The 12,899-nt window shown below is 34.8% G+C and carries 13 protein-coding genes; 7 read left to right on the top strand and 6 right to left on the bottom strand.

Annotated elements, in window-relative coordinates:
- Positions 1 to 106: 106 nt before the first annotated feature.
- Both Q73A0000_RS11945 and Q73A0000_RS11950 read right to left on the bottom strand, forming a co-directional pair.
- The gene (locus Q73A0000_RS11945; protein ID WP_193811167.1) at positions 107 to 616 is read right to left on the bottom strand and encodes a DUF6646 family protein; all 510 of its coding nucleotides are present in this window, start codon (positions 614 to 616) and stop codon (positions 107 to 109) included.
- Between the two features lie 53 nt (positions 617 to 669).
- Positions 670 to 1,911 (bottom strand): PQQ-dependent sugar dehydrogenase, encoded by a 1,242-nt coding sequence (locus Q73A0000_RS11950; RefSeq protein ID WP_193811168.1) that lies wholly within the window; start codon positions 1,909 to 1,911, stop codon positions 670 to 672.
- Positions 1,912 to 2,047: 136 nt separating this feature from the next.
- Between Q73A0000_RS11950 and Q73A0000_RS11955 the strand changes: the two genes are divergently transcribed.
- The 4 genes from Q73A0000_RS11955 (at position 2,048) to uvrB (ending at position 6,764) form a co-directional block, all read left to right on the top strand.
- Entirely contained in the window at positions 2,048 to 2,416 is a 369-nt protein-coding gene (locus Q73A0000_RS11955) for a BlaI/MecI/CopY family transcriptional regulator (RefSeq protein ID WP_193811169.1), read from the top strand.
- Between the two features lie 4 nt (positions 2,417 to 2,420).
- The gene (locus tag Q73A0000_RS11960) at positions 2,421 to 3,785 is read left to right on the top strand and encodes a M56 family metallopeptidase (RefSeq protein WP_193811170.1); all 1,365 of its coding nucleotides are present in this window, start codon (positions 2,421 to 2,423) and stop codon (positions 3,783 to 3,785) included.
- A 35-nt stretch (positions 3,786 to 3,820) separates the two neighbouring features.
- On the top strand, positions 3,821 to 4,636 hold the full coding sequence (locus Q73A0000_RS11965) for a GLPGLI family protein (protein ID WP_193811171.1): 816 nt from the start codon (positions 3,821 to 3,823) through the stop codon (positions 4,634 to 4,636).
- 136 nt (positions 4,637 to 4,772) lie between these two features.
- A complete protein-coding gene (gene uvrB / locus Q73A0000_RS11970; protein ID WP_193811172.1) occupies positions 4,773 to 6,764 on the top strand; it encodes an excinuclease ABC subunit UvrB in 1,992 nt (663 codons plus the stop codon).
- 75 nt (positions 6,765 to 6,839) lie between these two features.
- On the opposite strand, the gene Q73A0000_RS11975 is transcribed toward uvrB, so the two are convergent.
- Both Q73A0000_RS11975 and Q73A0000_RS11980 read right to left on the bottom strand, forming a co-directional pair.
- Complete coding sequence (locus tag Q73A0000_RS11975) at positions 6,840 to 7,157, bottom strand: bacteriophage spanin2 family protein (protein WP_193811173.1); 318 nt, start codon at positions 7,155 to 7,157, stop codon at positions 6,840 to 6,842.
- Between the two features lie 64 nt (positions 7,158 to 7,221).
- A complete protein-coding gene (locus Q73A0000_RS11980) occupies positions 7,222 to 8,436 on the bottom strand; it encodes an NAD(P)/FAD-dependent oxidoreductase (protein ID WP_193811174.1) in 1,215 nt (404 codons plus the stop codon).
- 329 nt (positions 8,437 to 8,765) lie between these two features.
- Between Q73A0000_RS11980 and Q73A0000_RS11985 the strand changes: the two genes are divergently transcribed.
- Positions 8,766 to 9,305, top strand: a complete 540-nt coding sequence (locus Q73A0000_RS11985) for an acyl-CoA thioesterase (protein ID WP_193811175.1) — start codon at positions 8,766 to 8,768, stop codon at positions 9,303 to 9,305.
- Between the two features lie 45 nt (positions 9,306 to 9,350).
- The gene (thiL, locus tag Q73A0000_RS11990; protein ID WP_193811176.1) at positions 9,351 to 10,409 is read left to right on the top strand and encodes a thiamine-phosphate kinase; all 1,059 of its coding nucleotides are present in this window, start codon (positions 9,351 to 9,353) and stop codon (positions 10,407 to 10,409) included.
- Between the two features lie 255 nt (positions 10,410 to 10,664).
- Here thiL and rpmA read toward each other — a convergent pair whose 3' ends face one another.
- Together rpmA and rplU are read right to left on the bottom strand one after the other, a co-directional pair.
- The gene (gene rpmA / locus Q73A0000_RS11995; protein ID WP_193811177.1) at positions 10,665 to 10,934 is read right to left on the bottom strand and encodes a 50S ribosomal protein L27; all 270 of its coding nucleotides are present in this window, start codon (positions 10,932 to 10,934) and stop codon (positions 10,665 to 10,667) included.
- 26 nt (positions 10,935 to 10,960) lie between these two features.
- The gene (rplU, locus tag Q73A0000_RS12000; protein WP_133439209.1) at positions 10,961 to 11,389 is read right to left on the bottom strand and encodes a 50S ribosomal protein L21; all 429 of its coding nucleotides are present in this window, start codon (positions 11,387 to 11,389) and stop codon (positions 10,961 to 10,963) included.
- A 392-nt stretch (positions 11,390 to 11,781) separates the two neighbouring features.
- On the opposite strand from rplU, the gene Q73A0000_RS12005 reads away from it, so the two are divergent.
- Entirely contained in the window at positions 11,782 to 12,873 is a 1,092-nt protein-coding gene (locus tag Q73A0000_RS12005; RefSeq protein ID WP_193811178.1) for an acyltransferase family protein, read from the top strand.
- Positions 12,874 to 12,899: the final 26 nt, after the last annotated feature.

Here is a 12,899-nt window from a genome sequence, read left to right on the forward strand (position 1 = left end):
AAGTGAAAGAGCCACGATTTTTAAGTGAATGGTCAATTTTTAAATGTGATAAAAGAAAAACCTCGACGCAAGCCGAGGTTTTTTCTATATCAGATTGTTGATCTTATTATTTTGAAAGATCAAATGAAACTCCAACATTCATCTGGAACTGATTGTTCAGGTTTTTGTACACTTTATCTTTATCGCTGTATTTAGCGAAAGGAACTTGTGCTTCAGCAAAAAGACCGAAACCTTTATCAAAGAACATTCTCGCTCCTAAATGACCACCAAAGTTTTTAAGACCTAAATTAAGACCTGGATAAACATCGATATTTTCCGGTAATCCTAAAACACTACCAAGATTTGCATTGAATCTCGCTTTAATGTCAAAGCGATCACCAAATGAAGGTTTGTCAAAACCTTCGATTTCTTTAGCACCTAATAAATATCCGGCTTGTGCACCAATGGAGAAACTTTCTCCTAAACCGAAATCTGCCGAAGTCATAATTCCTGTTCCACCATTTTGCAGGTTTGCACCGATTTGGTAACGCGTATCACCAGCTCCTTTGAAAGCGTCAGACTGAGCATTTGCAATTCCGAAAACTGCAATCATTGCAGATAAAAATATTTTTTTCATAATTTCTATGTTAAATTTTACGGGTGCAAAGATAAACATTCTGTGTTTTATATTTATTTCTTTGAGATTTTATACAGCTTTCCAGTGTCAGTAATGGCGTAGAGGTTTCCATCCTGTCCACTTAACACATCACGAAAACGCTCTTTTGTATCTGCCAACAGCCATTCTTCGCCAACAACTTTATTATTTTTTATCACTAAACGGATAATTTTCTCACCACTCAAACAGCCGAGCATCATATTATTTTTCCATTCGTCGATATTTCCGGTATAGAAAGTAATTCCACTCATTGAAATTGATGGATCCCAATAATAGACGGGCTGCTCAGTTCCCTCCTTCTGCTGAATTCCTGCTCCCACTTTTTTCCCGCTATATTCAATTCCATACGTAACATCTCCCCAACCGTAATTTTTTCCGGGTTGAATTAAATTAACTTCGTCGCCACCTTTTGGTCCCATCTCGGCTTCCCAAAGCTGTCCTTTTTCATCCAGGGCTAAACCTTGTGGATTTCGATGTCCGTAAGAATAAATCTCTGGTTTATATTTTGAATTTCCAAGGAAAGGATTTCCCGGCGCCGGTTTTCCATCTTTCGTAATTTTTAAAACTTTCCCTAAATACGCCATTGTATTTTGTGCTAATGGTCTTGTTTCCAGATCTGAACGTTCGCCAGTACTTACAAAGAGATTTCCGTCTTTATCAAAAACCAGTCGACTTCCGTAATGCAACTTACCATCATAAGTTGGGGTTGCTCTAAAAATAACTTGTGGATTTTCAACTCTTTTTTCATCAGCAGAAAGTTTTCCTTTCCCGACAGAAGTGTGATTTCCACCTGAAACAGGTTCGGAGAAAGTCCAGTAAATCATTCTGTTATTTTTAAAATCAGGGTCAAGTGCAACATCTAACAAGCCACCTTGTCCATTTGGATCAACTGTAGGAAAACCTCCCACTTTAGTAATTGTTTTTCCGTCTGCCGTAACAATATTCATGAAGCCTGATTTTTCTGTAATCAAAAATCGACCATCAGGTAAATTGATAATTCCCCAAGGTTTTCCTAATGCTGAATTAATAACTTCCACTTGATAAGCAGTTTTTGTTTTTAAACCTTCAGCTCTGGTTTGATTTTCAAAGGCTGGTTTATAGGTAGGTGAATTTTTCTCGGCAGTTTCAGGATTTGGTAATTGATCTGCTGATATCACACTGTTTCTATCGACAGTTGAAGTTGTAGAATTTCCAGAACACGCAGCCAAAAATGAAAAAGCGGTAATTGCTGAGATTGACAAGATTGAATATTTCATTGGTAATTGTATTTAATGATTTATTATTGACAACAAAAAACATTCCTCGTTATCACTTTTAATAAAGATACAAAAATATCTTGTGCATTTAAAAAAGTTATTCTACATTTGTAGAGTTAGATATAAATTTGTAGAAATGAAACAGAAATTAACCGAAGCCGAAAAACAGATCATGGATATTTTATGGGAACAGAAAGTTGCTTTCATGAAAGATATTTTAGAAATTTATCCTGACCCAAAACCCGCTTCAACAACGATAGCAACGCTTCTAAAAAGAATGCAGACGAAAAATTTAGTAGGATATAAAACCTTTGGCAACTCAAGAGAGTATTTTCCTAAAGTTGATAAGGAAACGTATTTCAATCAGGAGATGAATTCGATGATTGACCGTTTTTTCAATAGTTCCGTATCGCAATTTGCTTCATTTTTCGCTTCCAATAAAAAGCTTTCACAAAGCCAGTTGAAAGAACTTCGAGAGATCATCGATCACCAAATAAAAGAGTAAAAATATGGAAACACTTATTTTAAAAATCACCCTTTCTTCCTGTTTGCTTATTGGTTTCTATTATTTATTTCTAGAAAAGGAGCGGATATTTAAATTCAATAGGATTTATCTTTTGGTTGCCTTACTATTTGCTTACGTAATTCCTTTTATTCCTTTTGATTCTACTTTTATCGCAAAAGGTCAATCCAATTTAATAATTGGAGAACCCGTTCAGGATTTTCAACAAATCAATATAATAAAAGATGCAGGTATCGATTGGATTAAATTTTTACTTGTTTTTTATGTCGCGGTTTCTATTTTCTTTTTAATCAAATTTATCTACTCTATCGTTAAGATTAAATTTTTGAAAGGTGAAAAAAGAAACTACAGAAACCAGAACATTCTGATTATCGATAAAAATTATGCTCCGTTCAGTTTTTTGGACACCATTTATTTTAGCAGAAAACATTTAGTCAATGATCAAATTGATGAACGCATATTTCTACACGAAAAATGTCATATCGTTGAAAGACATAGCGCTGATATTTTGTTTTTAGAATTTTTAAAAATATTTTCATGGTTTAATCCAGCCTTATTCTTTTTCAAAAAGGCAATGATCACCAATCATGAATTTCTGGCTGATGAATATGTTTTGCAAAATAATTATGACATCAGTAACTATCAACATTTAATTTTAAATGAAATTAAAATTTCACAAAGTTCTAATCTTACACACCAATTCGATTTTAATAACACCAAAAAAAGATTTATTATGATGACTTCTAAAAACTCCAGATTTACTTGGTTGAAGAAATTTACTCTTCTTCCAGTCCTCGCCATTCTATTTGTGCTTTTTACTAAGAAAGCAAATGCACAGACTGAAACATCTGCTATTGCAGAACCTACTCCTCTTCAAAATGAACAGCAAGATATTGCCATGCCAATTGTTGAGACGAACGCTACAGCAGCGGAGAAAGAGTTCATTGAGGTTTCCAAGAAAATACGAGAAGAATTTGAATTGAAGAAAGATACAATAAAGAAAAAACAAGATGTCGCAACACCAGTTCCACCGTCACAAGCAAAATTTACAGGAATTCTACCACAATTTCCAGATGGAATTAATGCTTTTAGAACTTTAATTCAGACCAATTTTGATACTTCTGTTGTTAAAGATCAAAAAGGTGTAATAAAAACAGTCATTTATACGAAAATCGACGAAAATGGAAGGATGACCGACGTGTTAGCTGAAGGTCCAAACGAAACATTTAATAAAGAAGCAGAAAGAGTGGTAAAACTAATAAGTATCGACCATGTTTGGAAACCAGCAACGGAAGATGGCCAACCAGTAAACTATAGATTTACGCTTCCTTTAACAATGCAGTTTCAATAAACCGCAATAGATTGAGTTAAAAAATTCGAGAAAATATGTTTAAACAATTCATAAAAATAGCTTCGCTATTCGCCTTTAGTTTCGTCTTCTCCCAAAATAAAAGTTTCGTTTATGAATTAAAATTCAAACCGAATCCGACAAAAGACAGCATCGCTACGGAAAAATTTGCGTTAGATATCAATGATGGGAAATCAATGTTTAGAACATTAAAAGACAAAGAAGCAGATTCTACTTTTCATGCTACGAAGAGACTAAGTTTTATGACCACTTCTTTTAAGGATTTCAAAAGTGTTTCGAAAGATCTGAAGACAAGGGAAACGAAGAAATTTATCAACAACTTTCAAAAACTCGTTACCGTTAAAATCGATGAAGAACTAATTTGGAATATTGAGAAAGAAACGAAGGAAACGTTAGGAATGAAAGCTCAAAAAGCAACTACAACTTACGGTGGCAGAAAGTGGACCGCGTGGTTCACCAATGAAATTCCATTGCAAGAAGGACCTTATGTTTTTCATGGATTACCTGGCTTAATTACTGAAATTAATGACACTCAAAATGATTATACTTTTTCATTAGTTCAAATTAAAAACTCCGATCGCAAATTGTATGAGAAAGAAAAAGCGTTACCCGTTTCCTGGAAACAATATGAAAAATTAGCACTGGATTATTATTCAGATCCGACCCGGGAAATAAATGGTAAAAATGCAGGAGGACCAGTTTTAATGAAATGGGTTGATGAAAAGGGCAATGAATTGATTCCTAATTTTAAAGAAATGAACGAAAGGGAGCAAAAAGAAATCCGCGAGAATAATAACCCAATTGAGTTAAATCATAAAATCTTCTATAAATGAAGCACTTACGCTTTTTAAATTAAAAAAGGAGTAAATTCAATTTACTCCTTTTTACAATATTGCTTTTATAGACACTTTCAATCTTGCAGACGAGCATTATAAATTCCACCTCTTTTCTTTTCCGTATTTTTGCAAGATGAAATTCGAACTTCAATCAGAATACAAACCTACAGGCGATCAGCCAACTGCCATAAAGAAATTGACCGAAGGCCTTGAAATCGGTGAGAAATACCAAACTCTTCTCGGAGTTACCGGTTCCGGGAAAACTTTTACGGTAGCCAATGTGGTGAACAATACGCAGAAACCAACTTTGGTTCTGGCACATAATAAAACTTTAGCGGCGCAATTATTCATGGAATTCAAAGAGTTTTTTCCAAATAATGCCGTGGAGTATTTTGTGTCTTACTATGATTATTACCAGCCAGAAGCGTTTATCGCTTCTACCAATACTTATATAGAAAAGGATTTATCCATTAATGAAGAAGTAGAAAAATTACGACTTTCGGCCACGGCGAGTTTACTTTCCGGCAGAAGAGATGTTTTAATTGTCGCTTCTGTTTCGTGTATTTACGGTGTTGGAAATCCCGCAGAATTTGAAAAGTCATTAATTTCTATTGAGAAAAATCAAAAAATAACGAGAACAAGTTTGCTTCATGATTTGGTGAATGCTTTATACTCAAGAACTTTACATGAATTTACGCGTGGAACATTCAGAGTTAAAGGTGATGTGGTTGATGTATTTCCGGCTTATGCCGATAATGCTATTCGGATTCAGTTTTTCGGTGATGAGATTGAAACCATTCAAAGTTTTGATCCTTTATCGGGAAACGTAATGGATAACTTTGATGATATTAAAATTTATCCGGCAAATCTTTTTGTTACGTCAAAAGATACGCAAGTAAGTGCTATTCGCGAAATTCAGGATGACATGGTGAAGCAGGTCGATTTCTTTAATGACATTGAAAAACCTTACGAAGCAAAACGTTTACAAGAACGTACGGAACTCGATTTAGAAATGATGAAAGAACTCGGCTATTGCAGCGGAATAGAAAACTATTCCCGATATTTTGACGGAAGATTGCCTGGTTCAAGACCGTTCTGTTTATTGGATTATTTTCCGAAAGATTACTTGATGGTCATCGATGAAAGTCACGTTACAATTCCACAGGTTCATGCGATGTATGGTGGTGACAGAAGCAGAAAAGAAGTTTTGGTAGAACACGGATTTAGACTTCCAGCAGCGATGGATAACCGTCCGTTGAAGTTTCCAGAGTTTGAAGCGATACAAAATCAGGTCATTTATGTTTCTGCAACTCCCGCAGATTATGAACTTGAAAAAAGTGGTGGCGAATATGTAGAACAAATTATTCGTCCAACCGGATTGCTCGATCCTGTAATTGAAATTCGTCCTTCTTTAAATCAAATTGATGATTTAATGGAAGAAATTCAAAAACGTGCAGAAGTTGATGAACGTACTTTAGTTACGACTTTGACTAAAAAAATGGCGGAAGAATTAACCAAGTATTTTACCAAGTTCGGAATAAGAACACGATACATTCACTCAGATGTGGAGACTTTGGATCGTATTCAGATCATGCAGGACTTACGTGTTGGTTTATTTGATGTTTTAGTCGGAGTTAACTTATTGAGAGAAGGATTGGATTTACCGGAAGTTTCCCTGGTCGCTATTTTAGATGCGGACAAAGAAGGAATGTTGCGTTCCCGAAGATCAATGACGCAAACCGTTGGTAGAGCCGCGAGGAACCTTAATGGAAAAGCGATTCTGTATGCCGATAAAATGACGAAATCAATGCAGGCAACGATTGATGAAACGCTTTATAGAAGACAAAAGCAGATGGAATACAATGAAAAGCATGGCCAAGTTCCGACTGCTTTAAATAAAAAAATATCTGAAGTAATGGTGGGAAGAAGTAAAGATTTCCCAGATGAAAAATATACTCAGAAAGAAATCTTGAAACAAGTTGCAGAACAAAAAGCGAAATATGGTGGAGAAGGCATAGAGCAGCTTATTGGTGAAAAACAAAAAGCCATGGAAGCCGCTGCGAAAAACCTGGACTTTATAAAAGCTGCAAAATTAAGAGATGAAATTAATGCGCTGAAAGCTTAATTTATCTCCACAAAATCATATAAAAAAAGGAGTGAATTATTGAAATTCACTCCTTTTTTTATTTTAAAGATCCAATTAAATCGGCACAAAAACAACGGCAGCTACAGCAGCCAAACCGATAATTACCGAGGAGAATACATCTGGTTTCTTAACTTCACGAACGTCACTTTTATTAATAACAACGTCTTCACCTGATTTCAATTTCCCGTAAATATTTTCGTCATCTAATTTTAAAACTTCCAATTTTACAACCTTTGCATCATTGGTTTGAATCGTGTATTTATGATACAATTCCAGAGAATTACTTTTCATTGGTTTTTGCGTACTTACTACGCGTGTTTGACAAGAGGTCAACATTATAAGAGCTAAGACTAGGACAAATATGTTTTTCATTCTACTTTTTAAATTTGTGCAAATTTAATAAAATTAATGTTCATGGGCCTGATTTTAACTAATTTTAAAATTGAACGGCATTTAAATCTTGGGCAATCAACCAAGCCTCACTCCAGCAAGCCTGAAAATTAAATCCGCCCGTAACTGCGTCAATATTTAAAACTTCTCCGGCAATATAGAATTGAGGAAGGATTTTAGATTTCATTGTTTTAAAATCGATTTCTTTCAAATCAATTCCGCCGGCGGTTACGAATTCATCTTTGTAGGTGGACTTTCCATTGACCTTCATTTTGTTCTCACAAAGATGTTGAACAATTTTCTGTAGTTCTTGTCCCGAAACATTAGAGATGTTTTTATCTAGATCTACTTTTGACAACCAAATAATTCGATGCCAAAAGCGGGTCGTAATATCAAAGATTTTCGAACTTCCAATCGTCTTCTTAGGATGATCTTGTCGGAAAGTTTTAAAAGTCTCTTCAGCGATTTCTAAATCGATTCCTAAAAAATTAACGATGATTTCAAACTGATATTTTAAATCCGCAAGTTCTCTAGCTTTCCAGGCAGAAAGTTTTAAAATGGCTGGGCCGGAAAGTCCCCAATGCGTAATCAACATCGGGCCAGATTCATCCATTTTTAATTGTGGAATAGAAACTTCCGCGTAAGGAAAACTCGTTCCCATCAAATCTTTTAAAGTATCATTTTTAATATTAAAAGTAAAAAGAGACGGAACAGGTTCTACGATTTTATGTCCCAAACTTTGAATCATCTTCAAAGACTTCGGCGAACTTCCTGTGGTGTATATAACATAATCAGCTACATAAGTATTCGTGCTGGTTGTAATTAAATATTGATTCTCTTTTAGTGCAATTTCTAAGACAACTGATTTTGTATGTATTTGAAAATGCTTATTGGACACTTCTTCCTGTAAAGTATTAATGATCGTTTGCGAAGAATTACTTTCTGGAAAGATCCGGTTATCGTTTTCAATCTTCAACGAAACATTTCGTTGTTCAAACCATTCCATCGTGTCGCCAGGTTGAAACTTGTGAAAGACACTTAATAACTCTTTATTCCCTCTTGGGTAAAACTGGACCAGTTCTTTCGGATCAAAACAAGCATGGGCAACATTGCATCTTCCGCCACCGGAGATCTTCACCTTTTGCAGGACATCAGAATTCTGCTCCAGAATGATTACTTCAAACTTGGTTTCGTCGAGATTTGCTGCACAGAAGAATCCGGCTGCGCCTCCACCGATTATGACTATTTTTTTCTTTTTCAATATACTATTTTTATCATCTTTTCTTAGGGACAAGACAAAGGTTTTACACAAAGAGCGCAAATTTAGTAATTCAAACTTTTTGGGAGTTTTGAATTCATTTATAGCTCAAAACTTTTGTGCCTTTTTGTGGTTGATGAATTGCAAAAATACTATTTTTCTAAGCCATGATTAATGCTTAATTTTGCAAATTAAATAAAATGCTTCTATCGAAGCGAAATATGCGCCCCGACTTGAACGGAAATCCTTTTTTTTGCATTGGCCAAAGCGTAGGCAAAAAAGATTGGGAGTGGAAGGCGGATCAAGGCGTCCAAATAAAAAAAATAGTAAAAATGTCTGATTATCATTACAAATTTGAAGTTCGCTGGAGCGATATTGATGCGAACCGCCACTTGGCCAATTCTTCATACGTTATGTATTGCGCGCAAACCAGAATGGCTTTTATGAACACGCATAAAATGGGTTTGAAAGAGTTAAGTTATTGGGGAATTGGACCGGTAATTTTACATGAGCGGTATTCTTTTTTTAAGGAAATCTATGCTGACCAAACGGTTTTTGTTTCGCTGGAAATTGCAGGAATGTCGGAAGATGCAAGCATCTATCAGTTCGTTCACAAATTTTATTTACCTGACGGAACTCATTGCGCAACCGCTGAAGCGACCGGAGTTTGGATTGATACGATGTTAAGAAAATCAACGACTCCACCGGATGATGTTTTGGAAGTGATGAATGAATTCAAGGGGGAACACGTGAAAACTTTAACAAAACAAGACTTGAAAGATTTGCCTTTCAAACCGGAAAATGTGGAAGCATTTCACAAGAAGAACACCTTCAGCTGGAAAAAAGAAAAAGATCAACCGTCGGGAGAATAATTGTTAAAATTCCTACAAAAACCTCATCAAATTTAAAATAATAAAATGCTAGAAGATAAAAACCCAGAATTAACTCCAATTTCCGCTTATGGTGAATTTGGATTAATTAAACACCTCACCGAAAACTTTAGTTTTGATAATTCTTCTACAGAAGTTTCTGTCGGTGACGATTGCGCAGTCATTAATCCTGAAGGTCAAAAAGTAGTTGTTACGACTGATGTTTTGGCGGAAGGAGTCCATTTCAACTTAGGATATGTTCCATTGAAACACTTAGGATATAAAGCGGTTGTAGTCAACCTTAGTGATGTTGCTGCCATGAATGCTACGCCAACTCAAATCTTAGTTTCACTTGCCGTATCAAGCCGTTTCCCGGTAGAAGCTTTAGAGGAGATTTACGCAGGAATTTATATGGCATGTAAACATTACAAAGTTGATTTAGTTGGTGGCGACACGACAAGTTCTACGTCTGGTTTAGTAATTACGATTACAGCGATTGGCCTTGAAAATTCTGAAAATTTAATCAAAAGAAATGGTGCAAAACCAAATGACCTATTAGTAGTAACGGGTGATTTAGGTGGCGCTTATATGGGCTTGCAAATTTTGGAGAGAGAACATTCTGTTTATCTTGCTAATCCTAATATGCAACCTGAAATGGAAGGCTACGATTATATTCTGGAAAGACAATTGAAACCGGAAGCAAGAACTGACATTAAGAAAACTTTGAAAGAATTGGATATTCATCCAACATCTATGATTGATGTTTCTGATGGATTATCTTCTGAAACATTGCATTTATCGGATCAAAGTAAAGTTGGTTTTAGAATCTACGAAGAAAAAATTCCGATGGATTCTTTAACGATTTCTACGGCAGAAGAATTGAACTTGAATCCTGTAATGTGCGCACTGAACGGCGGCGAAGATTATGAATTGTTGTTTACAATCGCACCCGCTGATTTCGAGAAAATTAAAAATCATCCGGATTTTACCATTATCGGTCACGCCGTTGATTTGGATCAAGGAAATTATTTAGTGGCAAGAGGAAGCAGTGAATTGATTCCTCTGAATGCACAAGGCTGGGATGCTTTCCTGAATAAAGGAAAGTAGCGCATTGATTGACAAAACTTAAAGAGAAAAATTAGACGTTTTACGGTTAAGTTTCTGGTTAAGAAATTAAGAAAATTAAGATTTCCTTCGGAAATTTTATTACGCAAAATTCGAAGTATTAAAAGCCTATTTGTTTAAACATTTAGGCTTTTATCATGTTTTATTTTTAATCATAAATAATTTCTAATAATAGACCACAAAAAAGTCTCAATCTAAAGATTGAGACTTTTTATATTGATCAAAACGCTTTTTAAATTATGCGTTTGTTTCAGTGCTTGGTTCAATAGATACGAATGATCTGTTGTTTTGTTTCTTTCTGAAAACTACTTTACCAGCGATCAAAGCGTGCAATGTGTGGTCTTTACCCATCCCCACGTTTTCACCTGGGTGGTGTGTTGTACCTCTTTGTCTCACGATGATGTTACCAGCGATAGCTTCTTGTCCTCCGAAAATCTTAACTCCCAATCTTTTGGAATGCGATTCTCTACCATTTTTGGAACTACCAACTCCTTTCTTATGTGCCATTGTATTTTAAGGTTTTTTGGTTAAAATTATTCAGCGGTTTCGCTGTCTGATTTTTTGGTTGTTTTTTTAGCAACTGGAGCTTCTTCCGAAACTGCTGCTTCTTTTTTAGCTTTCGGTGCAGCTTTTTTCTCTTCTTTCTTACTATCGAAACCAGTGATTCCAGTAATTTGAATTTGAGTTAAAGACTGTCTGTGACCGTTTTTCTTTTCGTATCCTTTTCTTCTTTTCTTTTTGAAGATGATTACTTTATCAGCTTTTAAGTGGTCTAAGATTACAGCATCAACAGTGATACCGCTTACAGCTGGGGCGCCGATTGTTGTAGAACCGTTTACAGTTAAAAGAACTTTATCGAAAGAAACTTTTCCTCCTTTATCGCCTTTCAAACGGTTTACAAACAACTTTTGGTCTTGCTCAACTTTATATTGAAGCCCTGCTATTTCTACAATTGCAAACATTGTTTATAATTTTTGTTAGTTAATTCGAGGTGCAAAAGTAAGAAATAATTTTGAGTTATCCACAATACACGTTTAAATTTCCGAAAATCTTTTGAACCAATTACTTATGAATTTAAAATCAGTTCTAATTTAACCGAATATTTTCAAAATTATTCCGCTTTTTTTACCGCAAAAATTTCGAAAAGCTTTATTCAAAATGGTCATCAAAAGGTTGCAAAAGGTTTATAGAATAACGCTTCTGCACTTTGCAACCTTTTGAATTACTTCTGTTTTGCATTTAACTTTTGATTCTTTTGCGGTTTAAAAAATAGAATTTGCATTTGAGACCGTTACTCATTTTTAAATTTACGTTCACATTCAATTTTTCTTTACTTTTGATTTTCAAATAAATTATGAAAAGAGATCTCTACATTGACTTTGCAAAAGGTTTCGCGACACTTGCTATTATCTTTATCCACACCGTTTTTTGGTCCGGACAATTTTATGTCCCAACCGAACTTCGGGTTCTGTCCTTATTAATAGATGTTCCTTTGTTTTTTGCTTTAAGTGGACTTACTTCTGGCGCAAATATCGAAAAGACGCTTTATAGATTATTGAAACTGCAGATCACTTATATGATTTTCGTGACCTTTCTTTTCTTCCTCGATTATTTATTTAAAGTATTTGGCTTAACTATTTTTGGTCTCGATTGGATGAAAGATTTCTATTCCACTTTCGGCACTAAATACGTTCCGCAAAGTATTACTGATATTCCACAATGGCAAAATCTTGGTAATTGGTATCTTCATCAATATACGAATGCAGATACTTTTCCTGTCGTAATGGGGAGTTTTTGGTATTTAAAAGTCTATTTTATTCTAACCGTTTTTGGAGTTTTAATTCTAAGGTTTTTCCCGAAACATATCAATTGGTTTATCGGACTTTGTTTAGGTTTAACCTTACTATTTAATGTTTTTCCACAGTATTATCCAACAGGCCAAGTTGGTTACGTCGCTTTGTATTTGGGAATATTCCTAATCGCTCATCAATTAAAAGGTAAAAAAATAAAGACAAAATGGGTTCCTGCTTTATATGGAATTTTAATGCTGATTCTTATTTTCCTTTTCTGGAATTCTGGCAAAGAATTATTTTTAAAAATGAATAAAGCGAAGTTTCCACCGAAATTACTTTATGTTTTTTGGGCAAGTTTCTCACTGCTCACTTTATTTGTTTTATATAATCGACTAAAAATCGAAAAGAATAATTTGCTAACTTATATTGGCCAAAATGCGATTTTCTTTTATTTTGCGCAGGGTATGAGTTCCTCTCTCATTTATTTTATTGTTGTTCCACTCAAAGAATATTTGCCGTGGGGGATTTTGGTTGTTTTAATTTTTGGTATTAATATTTTCTTGGCTATTATTATTTCTGAAGGATTGAAAAAAGTTGATGCTTTTGGCTGGCGAATTATGGAATTTTTACGTAAAAAAACGGCTTCAGTATAAAACCGAAGCAGTTCATTTATTCCTTA

It is taken from the genome of Kaistella flava (ex Peng et al. 2021) (assembly GCF_015191005.1).
Classification (GTDB): Bacteria; Bacteroidota; Bacteroidia; order Flavobacteriales; family Weeksellaceae; genus Kaistella; species Kaistella flava.

Excerpts from the sequence above, each read along its gene's own strand:
- Q73A0000_RS11945 (WP_193811167.1), bottom strand. The coding sequence starts at position 616 with ATGAAAAAAATATTTTTATCTGCAATGATTGCAGTTTTCGGAATTGCA.
- Q73A0000_RS11950 (WP_193811168.1), bottom strand. The coding sequence starts at position 1,911 with ATGAAATATTCAATCTTGTCAATCTCAGCAATTACCGCTTTTTCATTT.
- Q73A0000_RS11955 (WP_193811169.1), top strand. The coding sequence starts at position 2,048 with ATGAAACAGAAATTAACCGAAGCCGAAAAACAGATCATGGATATTTTA.
- Q73A0000_RS11960 (WP_193811170.1), top strand. The coding sequence starts at position 2,421 with ATGGAAACACTTATTTTAAAAATCACCCTTTCTTCCTGTTTGCTTATT.
- Q73A0000_RS11965 (WP_193811171.1), top strand. The coding sequence starts at position 3,821 with ATGTTTAAACAATTCATAAAAATAGCTTCGCTATTCGCCTTTAGTTTC.
- uvrB (WP_193811172.1), top strand. The coding sequence starts at position 4,773 with ATGAAATTCGAACTTCAATCAGAATACAAACCTACAGGCGATCAGCCA.
- Q73A0000_RS11975 (WP_193811173.1), bottom strand. The coding sequence starts at position 7,157 with ATGAAAAACATATTTGTCCTAGTCTTAGCTCTTATAATGTTGACCTCT.
- Q73A0000_RS11985 (WP_193811175.1), top strand. The coding sequence starts at position 8,766 with ATGTCTGATTATCATTACAAATTTGAAGTTCGCTGGAGCGATATTGAT.
- thiL (WP_193811176.1), top strand. The coding sequence starts at position 9,351 with ATGCTAGAAGATAAAAACCCAGAATTAACTCCAATTTCCGCTTATGGT.
- rpmA (WP_193811177.1), bottom strand. The coding sequence starts at position 10,934 with ATGGCACATAAGAAAGGAGTTGGTAGTTCCAAAAATGGTAGAGAATCG.
- rplU (WP_133439209.1), bottom strand. The coding sequence starts at position 11,389 with ATGTTTGCAATTGTAGAAATAGCAGGGCTTCAATATAAAGTTGAGCAA.
- Q73A0000_RS12005 (WP_193811178.1), top strand. The coding sequence starts at position 11,782 with ATGAAAAGAGATCTCTACATTGACTTTGCAAAAGGTTTCGCGACACTT.